Genomic DNA, 18298 nt, shown 5'->3' with positions numbered 1-18298 from the left:
GGTCAGCGTTGCAGTTGGCTCGCGGCGCGTGCCAGCTGCTCGATCAATGCCCAGTTGCCTTCGCGGATTGCGTCGGTCGGCACGATCCACGAGCCGCCCACGCAAGCCACATTCGAGAGCGCAAGAAACTCGGCCGCGTTGCCCGCGTGAATACCGCCGGTGGGGCAGAAAGTGACGTCGCCGAACGGCCCTTGCCAAGCCTTGAGCATGGGCAGGCCGCCCGCCTGCAGCGCGGGAAAGAACTTGAGCTCTGTGTAGCCGTCTTCCTGCGCCGTCATGATCTCGCTGCCGGTAGCCACGCCGGGCAGCAGCGGCAAGCCAAGGTCGTGACAGGCCTTGCCCACGGCCCGCGTGTAGCCCGGGCTTACGCCGAACTTGGCACCGGCCAGCGCCGAGGCCTGAGCATCGGCGGCGCTGCGAATGGTGCCCGCTCCGGCCACCGCCTCAGGCACGTCCTTGGCGATGGCTTCGATGCATTCGAGCGCCTGCGGCGTGCGCAGCGTCACTTCGAGCATGCGGATGCCGCCGGCCACCAGCGCGCGCGCCAGCGGAATGGCATGTTTCACGTCGTTCAGCACGATGACCGGAATGACCGGCGCATCGCGCATGACGTCGAGTGCGGTGAGTTTGTTGTTGTCTATAGCCATGAGCAGGCTCCTTCTTCAGCAGTCAATGCGTTGCGCCGCATGCCGGCGAACAGTTCTCGGCCAAGACCATGGCCGTCTGCAATGCGCTTGGCTTCGGGCAGCCTGGCAATCTCGCGTTCGGCCCATTCGTCATCGGGCACCAGCACCGCAAGGGTACCCGCCACAGCATCCAGGCGTATGACATCGCCGTCGCGCACCTTGGCAAGTGGGCCGCCCGCAGCAGCTTCGGGCGAGACGTGAATTGCGGCCGGCACCTTGCCCGATGCACCGCTCATGCGGCCGTCGGTGACCAGCGCCACGCGGAAGCCCTTGCCCTGGAGCACCGAAAGCGGCGGCGTGAGCTTGTGCAGCTCTGGCATGCCGTTGGCCTGCGGCCCCTGCCAACGCACCACGCACACCACGTCGCGCTCGAGCTCGCCGGCGGTAAAGGCCTGCTGCAGCGCGGCCTGCGAATCGAAAACGCGCGCGGGCGCTTCGATCACGTGGCGGTCATCGGGCACGGAAGAAACCTTGATCACACTGCGCCCCAGATTGCCGTTGAGCAGCTTCAGGCCGCCGGTGGCGCTGAAGGGGCTCTCCACCGGCCGTGCGACGGATTCGTCCTTTGAAGGCGCGGCGGGTTGCCAGACCAGGCGCTTGTCGTCGGCCATGGAGGGCACATTCGAAAATTCGCGGATGCCGCCGGCGCGCACGGTCAGCACGTCGGCATGCATCAGGCCTGCATCGAGCAGCTCGCCAATCACAAAGCCGGGGCCGCCCGCAGCCTGGAAGGCATTCACGTCGGCACTGCCGTTGGGGTACACGCGCGTCAGCAGCGGAATGACGTCGGAGAGGCGCGAGAAGTCGTCCCAGTCGATCACGATGCCCGCCGAGCGTGCCACCGCCACCCAGTGGATCAGGTGGTTGGTGGAGCCACCCGTTGCCAGCAGCGCGACCATGGCATTGACGATGCAGCGCTCATCCACAACTTCGCCGATGGGCGGGCAATTGAATTTTGCTTCGCTCGCGCGGCCGAGTACCGTGCGAACGGCCTCGCGCGTGAGCGTTTCTCGCATGGCATCGCCGGGCTGGATGAACGCAGTGCCGGGTACGTGCAGGCCCATGGCCTCGAGCAGCATCTGGTTGCTGTTGGCGGTGCCGTAGAAGGTGCAGGTGCCCACCGTGTGATAGGCCGCCATCTCGGCGTCGAGCAGGCCCTGCCGGCCGACCAGCCCTTGCGCGGCCTGCTCGCGCACCTTGGATTTTTCACCGTTCGACAGGCCGGAAGGCATGGGCCCTGCGGGCACGAACACCGTGGGCAGGTGCCCAAAATGCAGCGCGCCGATCAGGAGGCCCGGCACGATCTTGTCGCACACGCCCAGCAGCAGCGCGCCGTCGAACATGTCGTGGGTGAGCGCCACTGCAGTGCCCATGGCGATCACGTCGCGGCTGAAGAGGCTCAGTTCCATGCCGGGCGTACCCTGGGTCACGCCGTCGCACATGGCGGGCACGCCGCCGGCCACCTGCGCCGTGGCGCCAAGGCTTCGCGCCTCGTTCTTGATGATGTCGGGGTAGCCCTGGTATGGCGCGTGGGCCGAGAGCATGTCGTTGTATGCGGTGACGATGCCGATGTTGGGCGCGCGCTCGGTCACCACCCTGAACTTGTCGTTGGCCGGAATGCCGGCCACGGCGTGCGCCACATTGGCGCAGCCCATGCGGTCGGAGCCGCGGTCGCGGTTGCGGATTTCGGTCAGGCGCTCGAGGTACGCGCTGCGCGGGCCCCGGCTGCGTTCGCGAATGCGAGCGGTAACGTCAAGGACGGTGGAATGTGTGCTCATGGGGATGTATTCGGTCGCGCTGCCGGCATCTGGCCAATGTCACTTTTGCGACCTTCGACTTGGAAGTGAATAGTACCAAGACAGCAAGACAGAGGCCGATCGAAAACGGCCTTCCGGCAATACGCATTTACATCTGCATTTACATCCGCATGCCGATTGGCGCGGAGAGCGCTCAATCGATGAGCTTGACTTCGACGCGGCGCGCCTCGGCGTTGTTGCCCGAACCCGCCGTTACCGCGGGCTTTTGCAGGTCGACCTTGCTGGCCGGAACACCCAGGCCCACCAGCACGTCGCGGATTGTCTCGGCGCGCTTCTTGGCAAGCTGCTCGTTGATGGCCGCGTCGCCCGTGGTGTCATGAAAGCCCGAAACCACCGCCTTCCGCCCGCTTTCCACGCCCTTGATGACAGCAGCCAGCGCCTCGGCGGCGCCGGGTGCGAGATCGGCGCTGCCGGTCGCGAAATAGAAGTTGACCACGCCGTCGGCCACGCGAATGCTGGCACCGTCGGGGATCACGACAGTCACTGTTTCGGTGACCTCGGCCACAGTGGTTGCCGGGGCCGGCTTGGCCGGTGCCGCGGCTACAGCGACGGTTGCGGGCTTGGCCTTTGCAGCCGTGTTCTTGCCCTTGTGCCAGAACGCAATGCCCAGTACGAAGGAGATCACCAGCGCAATCAGTATCAGGAGAAATCCGAGGGCGAACTTTTGCTGGCTTTCGTCTTCATTCATGGGTCTGCGTGCTCCGTAAGGAAGAGGTCGGTAAATAATGGTGCGGTGAACCATGATCGCCAAATTGTAGGCGCCGGCCCGTCGGGCCCCGCACCCGACCCCGGGCCGCCGGGGCTGGACCCGATGCCCCGGCCGTTGCGCGACCCGCAGCCCATGCTCGAAAAGGCCATTGCCGATTGGGGCGGCCGCGAGGACCTGTGGCTCTTCGGCTACGGCTCGCTCATATGGCGCCCCGAATTCGATTTTGCCGAACGGCGCTTTGCCTGGGTGCATGGCTGGCATCGCGCGCTGAAGATGTGGAGCCGCATCAACCGCGGCAGCGTGCAGACGCCGGGCCTTGTGTTTGGCCTGCTCTCGGGCGGCAGTTGCCGCGGCATGGTGTTCCGGGTGCCGGCAGCGCAAGGCCTCGAAACGCTTCGCAGGCTCTGGCTGCGCGAAATGCCGACGGGCGTGTACGACCCGAAGTGGCTCAAGTGCATCACGCCCGAAGGCCCGGTGCGCGCGCTGGCCTTCACGCTCTCCAGGCGCAGCCCCAATTTCACGGGCGAACTCAGCGACGAGCGCTATCGCCACATCTTTACCCACGCAGTCGGCCGGTACGGCAGCTCGCTCGACTATGCGCGCCAGACCCTGCTGGAACTGCGCCGCCACTCGATCCACGACGCGGCGCTGGCCCGGCTCGTTGCGCTGGCGCACGAGAGGCAAGAACAGCAGGAACAACAAGAACAGGAGGACCGGCAAGCGCAGCAGGCGCAATCCGGCGCGGCGTCTGATTGCGGGACACTCGCTCCTCCGGTATACGTTCCGGGGTCTGAGGACAAGAAATCTTCTTCGCGTTCTTTTTCTTCCCAACAATCATCCGGACAGTCCAAGGAAAAACCATGAACCATCGTCTCTCGATCGCCACCGGCACAGCCCTTCTCGCCAGCGCCCTTCTTTCGGCCTGCGGCGGCATGATGGGCGGCAAGCCGGGTGCGGCCGCCGAACTGATGCCCACCGCGGCGATTTCGCCCAACCCGACGCGCGGCACGGTGACCTTCACCGCGCTCGACCACGGTGTGCGCGTGGCGGGCGAAGTGCGCGGCCTGGCGCCGGGCAGCGAACACGGTTTTCACATCCATGAAAAGGGCGACTGCGGTGACAACGGCAACGCCTCGGGTGGCCACTTCAACCCCGCCGGCGGTACGCACGGCAAGTTCGCAGCGCCTGGCAGCCATGCCGGCGAGCTCCCGAGCCTTGTGGCCGACGCCAGCGGCGTGGCGCGCTTTCGTGTCGACATCCACTCGATTTCTCTGACCGAAGGCGCCGCAAACAACGTGGTGGGCCGCGCGCTGGTCGTTCACCGCGACCGCGACGATTTCACGACCCAGCCAGCCGGCAACTCCGGCCCGCGCACCGCATGCGCGGTGATTGCGCGGAACTGATCGAGCCCTCAGGCCGAACCCGCCGAGCGCTCCCGCCAAAGGGCTTCGGCGTGCGCCAGGGCTTCCGGTGTATCGATGTCGGTCACGATCCCGATATCGTCCACCACAAGGTCGGCGACCGCATCGATGGCGCGCATCGCCTTGAGGATGGGCGCCGCGCCAAAATTTCCTTGCAGGGCCGCCAGTTGCGTACGGCATCCGGCTGCAAAACCCACCGGGTGGCCGCGCTCGCCCTTGTATTGGGGCTGCGCCGCGCAAGTGCGGCCGGTGAGTGCGCCTGCAACCGCGCGCAGTGTTTCAGGGCGCACCAGCGGCAGATCGCCCGGCAAGATCAGCCAGCCGGCAGCGTCGGGCGTGGCCCGCACCGCGGCAGCAATCGAATCGCCCATGCCCGGATGCCCGGCGTCTTCAAGGCGCCATGGCAGGCCGCTGGCGCGAACGGCGTCCAGCGTTCGCTCCAGTAACGGCTTGCCCGCGAGCAGCGCGTGCAGCTTGGAGCCCACGCCGCCAGCCGCGTTGAAACGCTCGCCCCGGCCTGAAGCCAGCACGATCACCAAGGGAGAATCAGCCTTTGTTGCCATGGGCTGAGTATGGGCGCGGAATGGCTCCAGGCAAGCATGCGCAACAATGTCGGCATGACCTCTTCCCCAACCAACGAAACGTTGGCCGCGCTGCGCAAAAGCTACGAGCGGGCCGAACTCGGCGAAGCCCACAGCGCCGACGACCCGCTGAAGCAGTTCGCGCGCTGGCTTGGCGAAGCCATCGACGCCCAGGTGCCCGAGCCCAATGCAATGACCCTGTGCACCGTGGCAAGCGACCTGCGGCCCTCGAGCCGCATCGTGCTCATCAAGGGCTACGACGCGCGCGGCATCGTCTGGTACACCAACTACGAAAGCCGCAAGGGCCGCGAGTTGTCGGGCAACCCGTATGCGGCATTGCAGTTCCATTGGGTCGAGCTCGAACGCGTGGTGCGCATCGAAGGCCGTGTCGAAAAAACCAGCGCCGAAGAAAGCGATGCCTACTTTGCGAGCCGCCCGCTCGACTCGCGCATCGGCGCCTGGGCCAGCCCGCAAAGCGAAGTGATCAGTGGCCGGGACGTGCTGGTAAAGAATGCCGCCGTGACCGCCGCCAAGCACTTGCTATCGCCTCCGCGCCCGCCGCATTGGGGCGGATACCGGCTCGTGCCCGATCGTTGGGAGTTCTGGCAGGGCCGCAAGAGCCGCCTGCACGACCGCCTGCGTTACCGGCTCGAAGGCGAGGGCTGGGTGCGCGAACGGCTGGCGCCCTGAGCCTCTTCAGGCCTCGCAGGGCGCGACCTTGAATTCGACGCGGCGGTCGAGCGCATCGCTCGCGTCGTCTGCGCCCGTGCCCACGATGTTCTCGCGGAATCCCATGCCCGATTCACGCAGTTTTCTGGAAAGCGGCGGCGCCTCGCCCACAAGCCGCGTTTTCACGCTCACCGCGCGCTGCAGCGACAGGCGCTCGTTGACCGCCTCCGGGCCGGTGCGGCTCGTGTGGCCGGTGACCACGACGCATGAATCGATCTGCGCGGCCTGGCGCGCAATCTGCCGCAGCCACATCGGGTAGGCGGCGCTGATCTTCGGGTCGGCCAGGAAGTCGGTCGAGCCCGGCTTGAACAGGAATTTCACACTCAGGTTGTTGGTTTCCAGCCCGAGCCGCGCAAGGGTGCCAAAGGTTTTTTCTGCATCAGCCGTGCGGCCCAGATGCGCCTGCGTGAGGTAAAGGCCGCTGTAGATGCGCAGCTGCTGGCCGTCGGGCCGGCGCGATGCGGCTTCGTAGCGGCCGAGGGCTTCGCTCATGCGGCCGGCCTCGTAGGCGGCGGTGGCTTCCTGCAGCACGGTCGACGTGGGCAGGCGCTCCAGGTACAGCGCGTCGGCGGCCTGGCCTGGCTGTGTTTCGGCGGTGCGAATGTAGCCTTCCACACCACGGTCCTTGCCGTTCACCGGGCTGTCCCGAAAGAAGGCCGTGGGCCGCGTGTCGAGCGTGGGATCGCTGATGCGCGCCACCGATTGCGCGATGACCATGCCGCTCCTGATTTCAGTCAGCGCGAGGTTCAGGCGGTAGCGCCCGTCAGCCGCATCCTTGTCGCGCACCAGCGTGCCGTTCAGCACATATTGCGCGCGCTCGATCTCGGCGCTGTTGAAGGGAGTGACGGTGAACTGCTTGAACTGCGACTGCATGCGCTGCACCACCCGCTGCTCGGCCACGCGCGTTACTTCGGTCTGCTGTCCGCTCGAACCCTCGAGCAGCGGGTCGATCACGATGCGGCTCTGCTTGATGGTCGACTCCACCTTGGCCAGGAACGCGGGCAGCTTCTGCGTCTGCACGATCAGGTCGTCCACTGCCTGGTTGACGGCTTGGTCGAAAGGCATGGCGTTGCCCGGTGCGGGCCGGTGCGCGCACGCAACGGACAGTGCCGCGGCGCAAAGCGCGAGCACGCGCAGCGCGGCTGTGATCGCATGGGTGGGCTTCATCATCAGCATTGACTCCTCAAGATCTTCATGTCTTCGTCCGACAGCGGCTCCCCCACCGCTGCTCGCATGTTGATTTCGCTGCAGCGCCTGGAGAGTGGCGGCTTTTTGGGGGCCGCGGGCCTCTCCACCTCCGGCACTGGCAGCGGCTGCGCGGCCACTGCAACCGCCTGCGGCCTGGCACTGGGCCGCGCTGCCGCAGCCGGCCTGGTCTCGGCCGGCTTGGCTGCCGGCGGCGGCGCCGCTTCCCGCGGCACACCGGCCGAAAGACACGGCGTTCTGCACGGCTTGGTATCTGCCGCGGCCGTGGAAGCAAACGCGGCACAACAGCACAGCGCAACCGCCATCGCGATCGGCGCCATGGCGGAAAACGGCGAAGACCGCACCTGGTAAATCATCAGCCGGCAAATGTAGAGCGGCAGGCGCTGCTCGCCATCTCGCCAAATGGCCACCCTGCCGAACGGCATAGGGTGCCCGCGGGGGGCTACTGAAGCTTCAGGGAAGCCACTGCACCAGCGTCATTACCAGCGTGAGCGTGGCCAGCGCAAGCACCGTCGACACCGCAACGCTGGCCGTTACCAGGTCTTCGGCCGTGCGGTAGCGCTGCGAAAACAGAAAGACATTGGCGCCGATGGGCAGCGCCGCCGCCACCACCATCACGGTGAGCGGAATGCCGCGTACGCCCAGCAACCAGCCGATGCCGGCCACGAGCAGCGGATGCAGCAGGTTCTTTACCAAGGCTTGCACCGTGGCACCGCGCCAGTGCCGGCCGATGGGCGTCAGTGCGAGCGTGATGCCCACCATCACGAGCGCCACCGGGCCGAAGGCCTGCCCGAGCAGCATGATCGGCTTGCCGAGAAAGTCGGGCATCGCAAGCCCCGTCTGGGCAAATAGCAGCCCCGCGATGATCGGCAGCGGCACCGGGTGGATGATGGCGTTGCGCAGTGCCCGCAGCACGGTGCGCGCCATGGAACGCTTCTCTTCGCCGCTCACCACCGCGTGCTCGCGCGCCACGGCCAGTTCAAGCACCACGGTGGCGCTCGTCAGAAGCACCAGCGAGTGCAGCGAGATCAGCGTGAGCAGCACCACCATGCCCTGGTCGCCATAAGCAAGGCCGACCAGCACGATGCCGATCATCACGGTGTTGCTGTAGGTATTGGCAAGAGCAATGACGGCAGCCGTGTGGTTGAAGCCGCGCAGCGCCAGCGTTGCAGCGAAGAGCAGGCCCGACGCAATGAAATAGGCGGCCACGGGCTTCAGGCTCAGTTCTTCCACGTGCACCGTGCTCATTGCGCGGAACAGCAGCGCAGGCGCAAGCAGCAGGAAGATCAGGTTGGAAAGGTCCTTGACGGCGTTGCCGCCGATCCAGCGGCGCCGGCCTGCCAGGTAGCCTGCTGCGATCAGGACGACGACCGGCAGCAGCGAAGAAATAACGAACGCGTTCACCCCGCCGAGGATAGCCGAGGGTCCGCTCAGCCCGCCTGCCCTTCCCTTCCCTTTGCTTTCAGGGAAGGGCAGGCTCCCTGGGCTTCAGGTCAGAACGTCACGCGCAGGCCGACCTTCAGCGAACGGCCGGGCAGCGGCGCGTTGGGGTACACCGTGGTCGTCAGGATCGACGTCGGGCTGTAGCCCAGCTTGTTGGTGATGTTGTCGACACGCGCATACCAGGTGAGGTTGGCACGCTGCACCTTCATGCGGTAGGTAACGGCGGCATTCCACAGCGTGTAGGAGTCGGTCTCGCGCGCACCCACGCTCGGCACCCGGCGCTGCGCCGCGTTGTAGTCGAAGCCCAGGCGCGCACCCCAGGGGCCGTTGCCATAGGCCAGCGTGGCCCCCAGCCGCAGTGGCGCAATGCGCGGCAGCGGCTCGCCGGTGTCGAGGTTCCTGGCCCGCACGATGTCGCCGCGCCACTCCAGGTCGAGCGTCGAGCCGTCGGCCGAGCGCGCAAAGCCGTCGGTTCCCAGCAGGCGCAGGTTGCCGTTGGCTTCGATGCCGGTGAACCGCGCGCGCACACCGCTGTAGAGGTACTCGGCCAGCGTGTCGGTCGCCTCCGGGTCGGTGACCACCTGGCCCTCTTCGTCGAGCGTTCGGCCCGATGCCGTCAGGCCGATGTAGTTGCGAAAGCGCGTGACGTACGCGTTGACCCGGGCCGTGTTGGCGCCCGACTTCCATTGCGCACCCAGGTCGAATCCGGTCGACTTTTCCTTGTCGAGGTTCGGGTTGCCGACCTCCCATGCGGCCGTTGCCACGTGCGGGCCGTTGGCAAGCAGCTCGTAGTCCTTCGGCGCCCGCTCGGTGTAGGCCAGGTTCGAGGTGAGCTGCCACTGCGGCGTCAGGTTCACCAGCGCGCCCAGGGCCGCGCTGTGCGGGTTGAAGGTGCGCTCGCCAACCGCAAAACGCGTCACGGTCGGATCGTCCGGGTAGCCGAGCGACGTGATGCGGACCTTCTCGGTGCGCGCGCCAAAGCTCAACCGGCCCCACGAGGTGCCGAGCTCTTCATACATGAACAGCGCATTGGAGCGCGTGCGGCTGTGCGGCGCAAACGCCTCTGCACCGTCCGCGGCAAAGCGGTTGGTCTCGCTGCTGAAACCGACCAGGCCCTCGAGGTTGCCGATCTTCCGGTGGCGCGCCTCGATGCGCAGGTCGTTGCTCATGTTCGAGAACGTGGTGCCGGCCTCTCCGCCTTCGAATTCGGTGTGGCGATAGTCGGTGTGGCTGAGCTTGGCGTGAACGCTGCTGATGATGCCGCCCGGGCGCCATTCGCCTTCGATGGCATAGCGGTCGGACTTCATGCCGATGGTCACGTCGTCTTCGGCCACGGTGCCGTAGTTGCTGCGGTAGGTGCTGGCCGAGGCACCGATCCATCCCTGGTCAAAGAACAGCGTGCCGCCGATTGCACCGCCGTGCGCCTCGTTGGCCGAGTTGCAGATCTTGCGCGCCAGCGTCGGACGGCCGGGTTTCGTGCATTCCAGGTCGATGGGCGCCGACACGTCCTTGGAGTCGCGGTTGAACGCATCGACGTGCAGCGCAAAGCGGTCGTTGCCGCCCTCGAGCACCACGCCGCCGTTCTTCTCCTTGTTGCCGCTCGAAAAACCCAGGTCGGCCCGGCCGCCGAAGCCGTTGACCGGCTCTGTCGGAATGCGGTTGTCGATGACGTTGACCACACCGCCCACGGCGCTGCCGCCGTACTGCAGCGCCGACGGGCCGCGCAGCACTTCGACGCGGTCGGTCACCAGCGAATCGACCGGCACCGCGTGGTCGTAGCTCAACGCAGAAGCGTCGGGCGCACCGCCGCCGTTCTGCAGGATGCGGATGCGGTCGCCGTCCAGGCCGCGAATGATCGGCCGGCTAGCGTTGGGACCGAAGTAGCTGCTGCTCACGCCGGGCAGGTTGTTGAGCGTTTCGCCGAGCGTCGATTCGGAGCGCATCAGGAGCTTGTCGCCCGAGAGCGTGGTTGTGGGCGCAATCAGGTCGGCCGCGCCCAGCGGATTGCCGGTAACGGCAATTTCAGGCAGCGAGGCCGCGGGCGCCTCGGCGGGTTGCGCCTGGGCCATGGCTGCGAAGGAAGCCAGCAAAAAAATGGCAGCGCCGATGGCGTTGCGACGGAAATTGGGAATCATGAATGGGCACTCGTTGAATCAATGGACGATCTGCCGCGACCGCAGAAAAGCGCGGTGCAGCAACCGGAACAAGAAGGGATTCAGCGAGTGGAAGGTGGGCCGCGCGCGTCGAAAAGCGCAACCCAGCGGGCGATGGCCTCGCCCTGGAGATAGGCAAAGGTGGCCGATGGCAGCAGCACCGGCAACACCACCATGGGAACGCCCAAGGCGCCCGGGCCATGCGACAACTGGTCGTACAGCCGGCACTCGGCATCGGAATGGTCGCCGAACAGGCTGGCGATTCCGTGGGCGTGCTTGCCCGCGGCGTCGGCATGGACGGTCTGCGCGGCAGAGCTCGCCTGCCCCAGCCCCGGCACGTGCAGCGTGCGGTGGATCAGCCCCAGTGTGCCCGCGAACCACAGTGCGACCACCAGCGCAACGGCGATCGCGCGGGTCGACAGGATCGACCGGTGTGGAGCTTGGCTGGCGGCGTGCACAGGGAAAGGGCGTTGAAAACGGGGTAAACAGGAAAAAAACGAACCCGATATTGTCGCGGCTTGACGGGCCCGATAGCGTTCACTACATTACTAACCCGCGAGTCATTAATCTTATGCCCAGCCCCCGTTCCTTTGTCGACAAGATCTGCCCGGTGCGCTCCAAACGCGAGCGCCGCAAGGAGGCGCGCCCCGGCGAGTTGCTGGCGGCGGCGCTCGATCTGTTCGTCGAAAAAGGCTTTGCCGCCACCCGCTCCGAGGAAGTCGCGGCGCGCGCGGGGGTATCGAAGGGCACGCTCTTTCTTTATTTTCCAAGCAAGGAAGAGCTCTTCAAGGCCGTGGTGGTCGAAAACCTCAGCGGCCGGTTCTCCGAGTGGAACGAAGAATTCGAAACCTTCGAGGGCACCTCGGCCGACATGCTGCGCTATTGCATGCGCGTCTGGTGGGAGCGGGTCGGCATGACCAAGGCTTCGGGCCTGACCAAGCTCATGATGAGCGAAGGCGCCAACTTTCCGGATCTGGCGGAGTTCTACCGGCAAGAAGTGATCCGGCCAGGCCACGCGCTGCTGCGGCGCATTCTGCAGCGGGGCATCGACCGGGGCGAATTCGCGCCGGTCGACATCGACCATGCCATCTACGGCGTGGTGGCGCCCATGGTCTTCCTGATGCTGTGGAAGCACTCGGCCATGGTGTGTGTGGACGAAGACACCTCGCTCGACCCCGAAAAGTATCTCGCCACCCAGGCCGAGACCGTGCTTTATGGGCTCACTCGCCGTCCGGAGGCCGCGGCATGAAGCGTGCGTGGATGGCCGGGCTTTCGCGAGCGGGCGCGGCGCAACCTAAAATTGAAGGTTTGTCCTGAGCCCCACAAGGAAAAGCCCCCAATGAACCCGACACCCACCCTCGAGCGCTTGCGCTTCAACATGATCGAGCAGCAGATCCGGCCCTGGGATGTGCTGGACCTCGAAATCCTCGACCTGTTGGCTGCCATCCGGCGCGAAGACTACGTACCGCCCGCGCATCGCGGCCTGGCTTTCTTCGACATGGAAATTCCGCTGGGCGACGGCTCCGTGCCCGGCCAGGTGATGCTCTCGCCCAAGGTCGAGGCACGCATGCTGCAAGACCTTCACGTGCAAAAGCACGAGTCGGTGCTCGAGGTCGGCACCGGGTCGGGCTTCATGGCCGCCCTGCTCGCCCATCGCGCAGCCCAGGTGCTGTCGCTCGAAATCGACCCCGTGCTGGCCGCCCGCGCCGCCGAAACGCTGCGCCAGAACGGCGTTGCCAATGTGGAAGTGCGCAATGCCGACGGCGCCGTGCCGCTGCCAAGCGGTCCGAGCTTCGACGTGATCGTGCTCAGCGGTTCGGTCGCCCGCATTCCGCAGAACCTGCTCGGCTCGCTCAAGGTGGGTGGCCGCCTGGCCGCCATCGTCGGCGAAGAACCCATGATGCGCGCGCACTTCGTAACCCGCACCAGCGAAAGCAAGTGGGACACCATCCAGCCGTGGGACACCGTGGCACCGCGGCTGCTCAACTTTCCCGAGCCTTCGCGCTTCTCGTTCTGAACGGACGTTTCGAATGATCGATCAAGTCCGCCCCGCCGATCTTGCAGCCTGGTTTGCCCAGAACCCCGATGCGGCGCCCGTGCTGCTCGACGTGCGCGAACCCTGGGAACTGCAGACGGCGAGCGTTGCGCCGCAGGGCTTCACGCTGATTGCCATCCCGATGAACGAAATCCCGGGCCGGCTTTCCGAACTCGACGAGGGCCAGCGCATTGCATGCCTGTGCCATCACGGCGCGCGCAGCCAGCGCGTGGCGGCCTTCCTGAGCCAGAACGGCTTTGCCGAGCTTGCCAATGTGGCCGGCGGCATCGACGCCTGGTCCGCACAGCACGATCCCGCCGTGCCGCGCTACTGATTCTTTCTTCAAGGACGTTCAATGCCTTCCAGGCCCAGGCTTTTGCCTCTTTCCGCAGCGCTCGCAAGTCTCTTTGCCACCCTGCTAGCACTGCCGGCCCAAGGCCAGACACTGAACGAACTCTACGAATCCGCACGCGGCTTCGACGCCACCTACCAGGGTGCGCGAGCCCAGTACGACGCAAACGTGGCGCGTGCCGCGCAGGCCAAGGCGGGCATTCTTCCCGCGGTGGGGCTCACGGCCGGCGTCACGCGCAACAACCTCGACATCGACACCCTCACCGGGCCGGGCCGCGGCACAAGCACGCCCCGCGACTTCACCACGCAGAACATTGGCATCAACGCCACGCAGCCGATCTACCGGCCCGCCAACTGGGCAACCTACGAACAGGGCAAGCGCCAGGCCGAAATTGCCGAGGCCGTACTCACCGCGGCCGAACAAGACCTGATCGTTCGCGTGAGCCAGGCATATTTCGACGTGCTCGCCAGCCAGGACAGCCTGACGCTGGTGCGCGCGCAGAAGGTGGCCGTGGCCGAGCAGCTCGCATCGGCCAGGCGCAACTTCGAAGTTGGCACCTCCACCATCACCGACACGCGCGAAGCGCAGGCGCGCTATGACCTCGTCATTGCACAAGAAATTGCCGCAGAGAACGACCTGCAGGTGAAGAAGGTGGTGCTCGACCAGCTCGTCGGCAGGCCCGGCAGCGTGCCGGTTCCCCTGGCGCAGCCCGTGGTGCTGCCAACAGCCATGCCGGCAAACATCGACGCATGGGTTGCGCAGGCTGAAGACGCGCATCCCTCTATTCGCCAGGCGCGGCTCGGCCTTGATGTGGCCGGCCTCGAAATCCGCAAGGCTGAAGCCGGCCACAAGCCCACGCTGGACGCCAACCTGGGCTACAACATCACACGCAATCCGCAAGGCACCAGCACCAGCACGGTGGGCACGCGCATCGATGCCGCCTCGGTGGGGGTGGTGTTCAACATGCCCCTCTTCGCAGGCTTTGCCACCGAGAACCGCATCAAGGAAACGCTGGCGCTTGAAGACCAGTCGCGCAGCGTGCTCGAAGGCACCCGCCGCAGCGTGGCGCAGGCCACCCGCGCGGCCTACCTCGGGCTGGTGTCCGGCGCGGGGCAGGTCAAGGCACTCGAAGCCGCCGAGGCCTCGAGCCAGAGCGCGCTCGACGCCAACCGGCTCGGCTACCAGGTGGGCGTGCGCATCAACATCGACGTGCTCAATTCGCAAAGCCAGCTGTACCAGACCAAGCGCGACCTTGCACAGGCGCGCTACAACGTGCTGCTGGGCAACCTGAAGCTGCGCCAGGCCAATGGCACGCTGACGGTGGACGACATGAATGCGATCAACGCGACGCTGGCGAAGAACGGAACCACGGGATCGCAGCTTTTGCAGCCTTCGACCGGCGAGCGCCCGCAGACGACGCCTTCGGCGGTGGTACCGGTGACCCCGCCGAGCATTCCGGTGGTGCCGCCTGTGCCGGTGCCGCCGTTCAATCCGCCCGCGCCGACAATGCCTTCGGCACCGCCGCCACCGGTCATCCTGAACCCGCCGGTGCGCTAGAAGAACGCGCGGCGCGCGCCGGCATGGTGCCCGCGTGGCTCGTTTTTCAGCTTCTTCAGAGAAGCAGGTATTCCTTGGTGATGCTGGTGCACCCGCCTGCGGTTCGCATCAGGTACACATGCCGCGTCGCCGCTCCTATCAGCACCCCTATGCGCTGGCCGATGACGGGAAAGCCGGTGCTTGCGGCCCCGGCCTTCAGCGCATAGTCCTGGCATGACATCCGCCATGTCTGCACGACCTCGTAGACGACATCGCAGCCGCCCCTGACCGTTGGGGCGAAGGTGGCCGACACCACGTCGGAAACATCGTCGTGGGCGCGCTCCATCGACACGCTCCACGCGCTGGCGTCGGGCGCTACCGGGTGGCTCATCGAAAGAACCGCGTACGAGCCCTCGGGCCCCGCAATGAACGGTCCGACCTGGCGCACGGCGTTGAGACACTTGCCAATGCCGGATTGAACCGCCAGGCGGTGCAGCGTGCCTGGTTCCGGCGCTTCTTGTGCCGACGCCGGAGAGATCGAGAAGCAACCGAGCAGTACCGCGGCGATCAAGCTCGTGGTGCCGCTGGAAAGAACGGGCAGTTGCCTTCCCGGTGCTGGCGGTTTACCAGTCACAACGATTTTTCTCTTCACTGCCGGCCCCTGGGTGATCACGATCTCCGATTGTGCGAAGCATCGCTCCCGAGCCCTCGGGTTTATTTCACGAAGCCATGGCTTCCGGCACTACGAGAACAATCGTAAGTTTTTGGCAGATACCGACGACTGGCCACCGCCAGGTCACTCCAGCGTCGGCTCCGCCCTGGAGTCTTCCAGGGGCGCACTTTCGGTGGCCACTGGGTCCGCTGCTTGCGCAATGGCCAGCACCGCCGCGGCAGTGCGTTCGGCCGCCCCGCGGTTGGACGACGAAAACGCCAACGCAGCTTGCGCCATGGCAGCGCGCCGTTCGGGGTTTTCGACCAGCTTGAGCGCCGCGGTCACGGCCTGCTCCATGTTCTCGACGCGGAGCGAAGCACCCGCCGCAAGCGAAAGCTGCGCGGCTTCGGCAAAGTTGAATGTCGAGGGGCCCATGACCACAGGGCAACCGCATGCCGCGGGCTCGATGAGGTTCTGGCCGCCCAGCGGCTCGAAGCTTCCACCCAGCAACGCGACGTCGGCCAGGCCGTAGTAAAGCGCCATTTCGCCGAGCGAATCGCCAAGCCAGATTTCTGCGTCGGTCGGCTCGCCGGCCGCGCTGCGGCGCGCCACGGCAAAGCCTTGCGATTCGATCAGCGCGGCCACTTCGTCAAAGCGCTGCGGATGGCGCGGCACGATCATCCATTGCACTTCGTGCACGCGCTTGGCAATCGACCGGACCGCGCCCTGTTCAGGCGGCACGGGCGATGTGGCGCCGAAGCGCTTGAGCACCTCGAGCAGCATGCGCTCCTCGCCGTCGCGCGAGCTCGCAAGCACCACCATGGGCCGCGGCAGGCGCTCGCGCAGCGCAACGGCAGCCGAAAGCTGGCGCGCATCGGGCGAGGCATCGAACTTGAGATTGCCGTAGATGCCGGCCACCTTGGCGCCAAGCGACACCAGCCGGTGCGCGTCGGCTTCGGTTTGCGCCCACACGGCGGCCAGCGCCGAGTACGCGGGCCGTGCGAGCCAAGCCAGGCGCTCGGCCGCAGCCAGCGACTTTTCGTTGAGCCGCGCGTTGGCAAGCACCAGCGGAATGCGGCGCTCGGCGCACGCGGCGGCCATTTCAGGCCAGACCTCGGTTTCCATCAGCACACCGATGCGGGGCTGAAAGCGATCGAGAAAGCGCGCCACCGCGCCCGGCATGTCCCACGGCTGCCACACCTGCGTGTCGCCCGGCTCCAGCAGCTTGGCGCCCTCTTCGCGGCCGGTGGCGGTGCCGTGCGTAAGCAAGATGGGTATGCCCGGATACTGCCGCCGCAACTCGGCAATCAGGATGGCGGCCGCCCGAGTTTCGCCGAGCGAAACCGCATGCACCCAGCACTGGCCTTCGCCGGTGGTTGCATCGTCGTAGTAGCCGAAGCGTTCTTCCACGGCCACGCCATAGCCCGGCTCGGCCACCGCGCGGCGCCGCAGCTTGCGGCGAACCAGCGGTTGCACAACGGTGGTGAAGACGCCGTACAGGCGCAGCAGCAGCGAACGCACGGGGTTCAGTGCGACGCTTCGGCCAGCGTCGCGTCGGCCTTGACGGTTCTGAGGAGCGCGAGCATTTCGGCTTCGATACGCTTGAGCGCCGCATCGGTCTGGCCTTCGAAGCGCAGCACCAGCACCGGCGTGGTGTTGGATGCGCGAATCAGGCCAAAGCCGTCGGGCCAATCCACACGCAGGCCGTCGATGGTCGACACCACTGCAGGCGCCGCGAAGCTCGCACCTGCAACCAGCTTTTCGACCACCGCATGCGGCTCGCCTTCGGCGCACTTCACGTTGAGTTCGGGCGTCGAGAAGCTCGTGGGCAGCGCGTTGAGCGTGTCGCTCGCGTTCGGCGTCTTGCTCAATATCTCGAGCAGGCGGCAGCCCGCATAGGTGCCGTCGTCAAAGCCGAACCAGCGCTCCTTGAAGAAGATATGGCCGCTCATTTCGCCGCCGAGCGGCGAATCGATTTCCTTCATCTTGGCCTTGATGAGCGAATGGCCGGTCTTGAAGATCATTGGCTTGCCGCCCGCGGCTTCGATGGCCGGGCCGAGGCGCTGCGAGCACTTCACGTCGTACACGATGGTGCCGCCCGGCACGCGCGAAAGCACGTCTTGTGCAAAGAGCTGCATCTGGCGATCGGGAAAGATGTTCTGGCCGTCTTTGGTGACGATGCCCAGCCGGTCGCCATCGCCATCGAAGGCCAGGCCCAGCTCGGCGTCGCCCGTGGCCAGTGCGGCCATCAGGTCTTTCAGGTTTTCGGGCCGGCTCGGATCGGGGTGGTGGTTGGGAAAGTCGCCGTCGACCTCGCTGAACAGCTCGGTCACTTCGCAGCCGATGGCGCGGAAGATCGCGGGGGCCGAAGCGCCCGCAATGCCGTTGCCAGAATCGACCACGATCTTGAGCGGCCGTGCAAGCTTGATGTCGCCGACGATGCGCTTTACGTAAGCCTCGGTCACGTCGACATTGCGCACGCTGCCGCCCGGTGCGAGCTTTGCCGTGCCTTCTTCCATCACCTTGCGCAGGCCCTGGATCTCGTCGCCGTAGATGGCGCGCCCTGCCAGCACCATCTTGAAGCCGTTGTAGTCCTTCGGGTTGTGGCTGCCGGTCACCTGGATGCCGCTGCTCGACAGCGTGTGCGCCGCAAAGTACAGCATGGGCGTTGTCACGGCGCCAACGTTGATGACCTCGATGCCGGTGGCAACAAGGCCCTTGATCAGTGCTTCGGCGAGCGCAGGCCCCGACAGGCGGCCGTCGCGGCCCACGGCCACGGTTTTTTCACCGGCGGCGCGGGCGGCGCTGCCGAAAGCCCGGCCAAGCGCTTCGGCGACATCGGCATCGAGCGTGACGGGCACCACGCCGCGAATGTCGTAGGCCTTGAAAATCGACGCACTGAGTTGCATGAGAAGGCATTCCCTGTAGTTCTAAAGACCGAGCCATTGTAGGCAAGCGGCCTGGTGCCCACATGTCCG

19 protein-coding genes are annotated in these 18298 nt (G+C 66.1%); 8 read left to right on the top strand and 11 right to left on the bottom strand.

Annotation, left to right across the window (positions count from 1 at the left end):
- Window positions 1–2: 2 nt before the first annotated feature.
- From eda to J2X67_RS18825, 3 genes are all read right to left on the bottom strand, one after another.
- A complete protein-coding gene (gene eda / locus J2X67_RS18835; RefSeq protein WP_309955250.1) occupies window positions 3–647 on the bottom strand; it encodes a bifunctional 4-hydroxy-2-oxoglutarate aldolase/2-dehydro-3-deoxy-phosphogluconate aldolase in 645 nt (214 codons plus the stop codon).
- Window positions 638–2464 carry a phosphogluconate dehydratase gene (gene edd, locus J2X67_RS18830; protein WP_309955248.1) on the bottom strand — a complete coding sequence of 609 codons (1827 nt, stop codon included), beginning with the start codon at window positions 2462–2464 and terminating at the stop codon, window positions 638–640. The genes eda and edd overlap by 10 nt, the downstream gene beginning before the upstream one ends.
- Before the next feature lie 172 nt (window positions 2465–2636).
- A complete protein-coding gene (locus J2X67_RS18825; protein WP_309955246.1) occupies window positions 2637–3191 on the bottom strand; it encodes an OmpA family protein in 555 nt (184 codons plus the stop codon).
- Between the two features lie 45 nt (window positions 3192–3236).
- Here J2X67_RS18825 and J2X67_RS18820 point away from each other — a divergent pair, with 45 nt between their 5' ends.
- On the top strand, window positions 3237–4076 hold the full coding sequence (locus J2X67_RS18820) for a gamma-glutamylcyclotransferase (RefSeq protein ID WP_309955244.1): 840 nt from the start codon (window positions 3237–3239) through the stop codon (window positions 4074–4076).
- Window positions 4073–4615, top strand: a complete 543-nt coding sequence (locus J2X67_RS18815; RefSeq protein WP_309955242.1) for a superoxide dismutase family protein — start codon at window positions 4073–4075, stop codon at window positions 4613–4615. The genes J2X67_RS18820 and J2X67_RS18815 overlap by 4 nt, the downstream gene beginning before the upstream one ends.
- Before the next feature lie 8 nt (window positions 4616–4623).
- Here the strand turns inward: J2X67_RS18815 and J2X67_RS18810 are convergent, their stop codons facing one another.
- Complete coding sequence (locus tag J2X67_RS18810; RefSeq protein WP_309955240.1) at window positions 4624–5196, bottom strand: nucleotidyltransferase family protein; 573 nt, start codon at window positions 5194–5196, stop codon at window positions 4624–4626.
- Window positions 5197–5232: 36 nt separating this feature from the next.
- Between J2X67_RS18810 and pdxH the strand changes: the two genes are divergently transcribed.
- Window positions 5233–5904, top strand: a complete 672-nt coding sequence (gene pdxH, locus J2X67_RS18805; RefSeq protein ID WP_309955238.1) for a pyridoxamine 5'-phosphate oxidase — start codon at window positions 5233–5235, stop codon at window positions 5902–5904.
- Between the two features lie 6 nt (window positions 5905–5910).
- Here pdxH and J2X67_RS18800 read toward each other — a convergent pair whose 3' ends face one another.
- The gene (locus tag J2X67_RS18800; RefSeq protein WP_309955236.1) at window positions 5911–7119 is read right to left on the bottom strand and encodes an OmpA family protein; all 1209 of its coding nucleotides are present in this window, start codon (window positions 7117–7119) and stop codon (window positions 5911–5913) included.
- Between the two features lie 18 nt (window positions 7120–7137).
- On the opposite strand from J2X67_RS18800, the gene J2X67_RS18795 reads away from it, so the two are divergent.
- On the top strand, window positions 7138–7500 hold the full coding sequence (locus J2X67_RS18795; protein WP_309955234.1) for a hypothetical protein: 363 nt from the start codon (window positions 7138–7140) through the stop codon (window positions 7498–7500).
- Between the two features lie 102 nt (window positions 7501–7602).
- On the opposite strand, the gene J2X67_RS18790 is transcribed toward J2X67_RS18795, so the two are convergent.
- From J2X67_RS18790 to J2X67_RS18780, 3 genes are all read right to left on the bottom strand, one after another.
- Complete coding sequence (locus J2X67_RS18790) at window positions 7603–8553, bottom strand: AEC family transporter (RefSeq protein WP_309955232.1); 951 nt, start codon at window positions 8551–8553, stop codon at window positions 7603–7605.
- Window positions 8554–8642: 89 nt separating this feature from the next.
- Window positions 8643–10727 (bottom strand): TonB-dependent receptor, encoded by a 2085-nt coding sequence (locus tag J2X67_RS18785; RefSeq protein ID WP_309955231.1) that lies wholly within the window; start codon window positions 10725–10727, stop codon window positions 8643–8645.
- Between the two features lie 80 nt (window positions 10728–10807).
- A complete protein-coding gene (locus J2X67_RS18780) occupies window positions 10808–11203 on the bottom strand; it encodes a hypothetical protein (RefSeq protein ID WP_309955229.1) in 396 nt (131 codons plus the stop codon).
- A gap of 113 nt (window positions 11204–11316) precedes the next feature.
- On the opposite strand from J2X67_RS18780, the gene J2X67_RS18775 reads away from it, so the two are divergent.
- The 4 genes from J2X67_RS18775 (at window position 11317) to J2X67_RS18760 (ending at window position 14689) form a co-directional block, all read left to right on the top strand.
- Complete coding sequence (locus J2X67_RS18775; RefSeq protein WP_309955227.1) at window positions 11317–11994, top strand: TetR/AcrR family transcriptional regulator; 678 nt, start codon at window positions 11317–11319, stop codon at window positions 11992–11994.
- Between the two features lie 90 nt (window positions 11995–12084).
- Window positions 12085–12762, top strand: coding sequence for a protein-L-isoaspartate O-methyltransferase (locus tag J2X67_RS18770; protein WP_309955225.1), 678 nt, complete (start codon window positions 12085–12087; stop codon window positions 12760–12762).
- A gap of 13 nt (window positions 12763–12775) precedes the next feature.
- A complete protein-coding gene (locus tag J2X67_RS18765) occupies window positions 12776–13114 on the top strand; it encodes a rhodanese-like domain-containing protein (RefSeq protein WP_309955223.1) in 339 nt (112 codons plus the stop codon).
- Window positions 13115–13135: 21 nt separating this feature from the next.
- A complete protein-coding gene (locus tag J2X67_RS18760) occupies window positions 13136–14689 on the top strand; it encodes a TolC family outer membrane protein (RefSeq protein WP_309955221.1) in 1554 nt (517 codons plus the stop codon).
- Between the two features lie 55 nt (window positions 14690–14744).
- Here the strand turns inward: J2X67_RS18760 and J2X67_RS18755 are convergent, their stop codons facing one another.
- The 3 genes from J2X67_RS18755 to J2X67_RS18745 form a co-directional block, all read right to left on the bottom strand.
- On the bottom strand, window positions 14745–15239 hold the full coding sequence (locus J2X67_RS18755) for a hypothetical protein (RefSeq protein ID WP_309955219.1): 495 nt from the start codon (window positions 15237–15239) through the stop codon (window positions 14745–14747).
- 225 nt (window positions 15240–15464) lie between these two features.
- On the bottom strand, window positions 15465–16841 hold the full coding sequence (locus J2X67_RS18750; RefSeq protein ID WP_309955217.1) for a 3-deoxy-D-manno-octulosonic acid transferase: 1377 nt from the start codon (window positions 16839–16841) through the stop codon (window positions 15465–15467).
- 5 nt (window positions 16842–16846) lie between these two features.
- Window positions 16847–18229 carry a phosphomannomutase/phosphoglucomutase gene (locus J2X67_RS18745; RefSeq protein ID WP_309955214.1) on the bottom strand — a complete coding sequence of 461 codons (1383 nt, stop codon included), beginning with the start codon at window positions 18227–18229 and terminating at the stop codon, window positions 16847–16849.
- Window positions 18230–18298 lie beyond the last annotated feature (69 nt).

Source organism: Variovorax sp. 3319 (genome assembly GCF_031456585.1).
Classification (GTDB): Bacteria; Pseudomonadota; Gammaproteobacteria; order Burkholderiales; family Burkholderiaceae_C; genus Variovorax; species Variovorax paradoxus_P.
The sequence above is the reverse complement of the archived record's forward strand: the minus strand, read 5'-3'. Positions and strand labels throughout refer to the sequence as shown.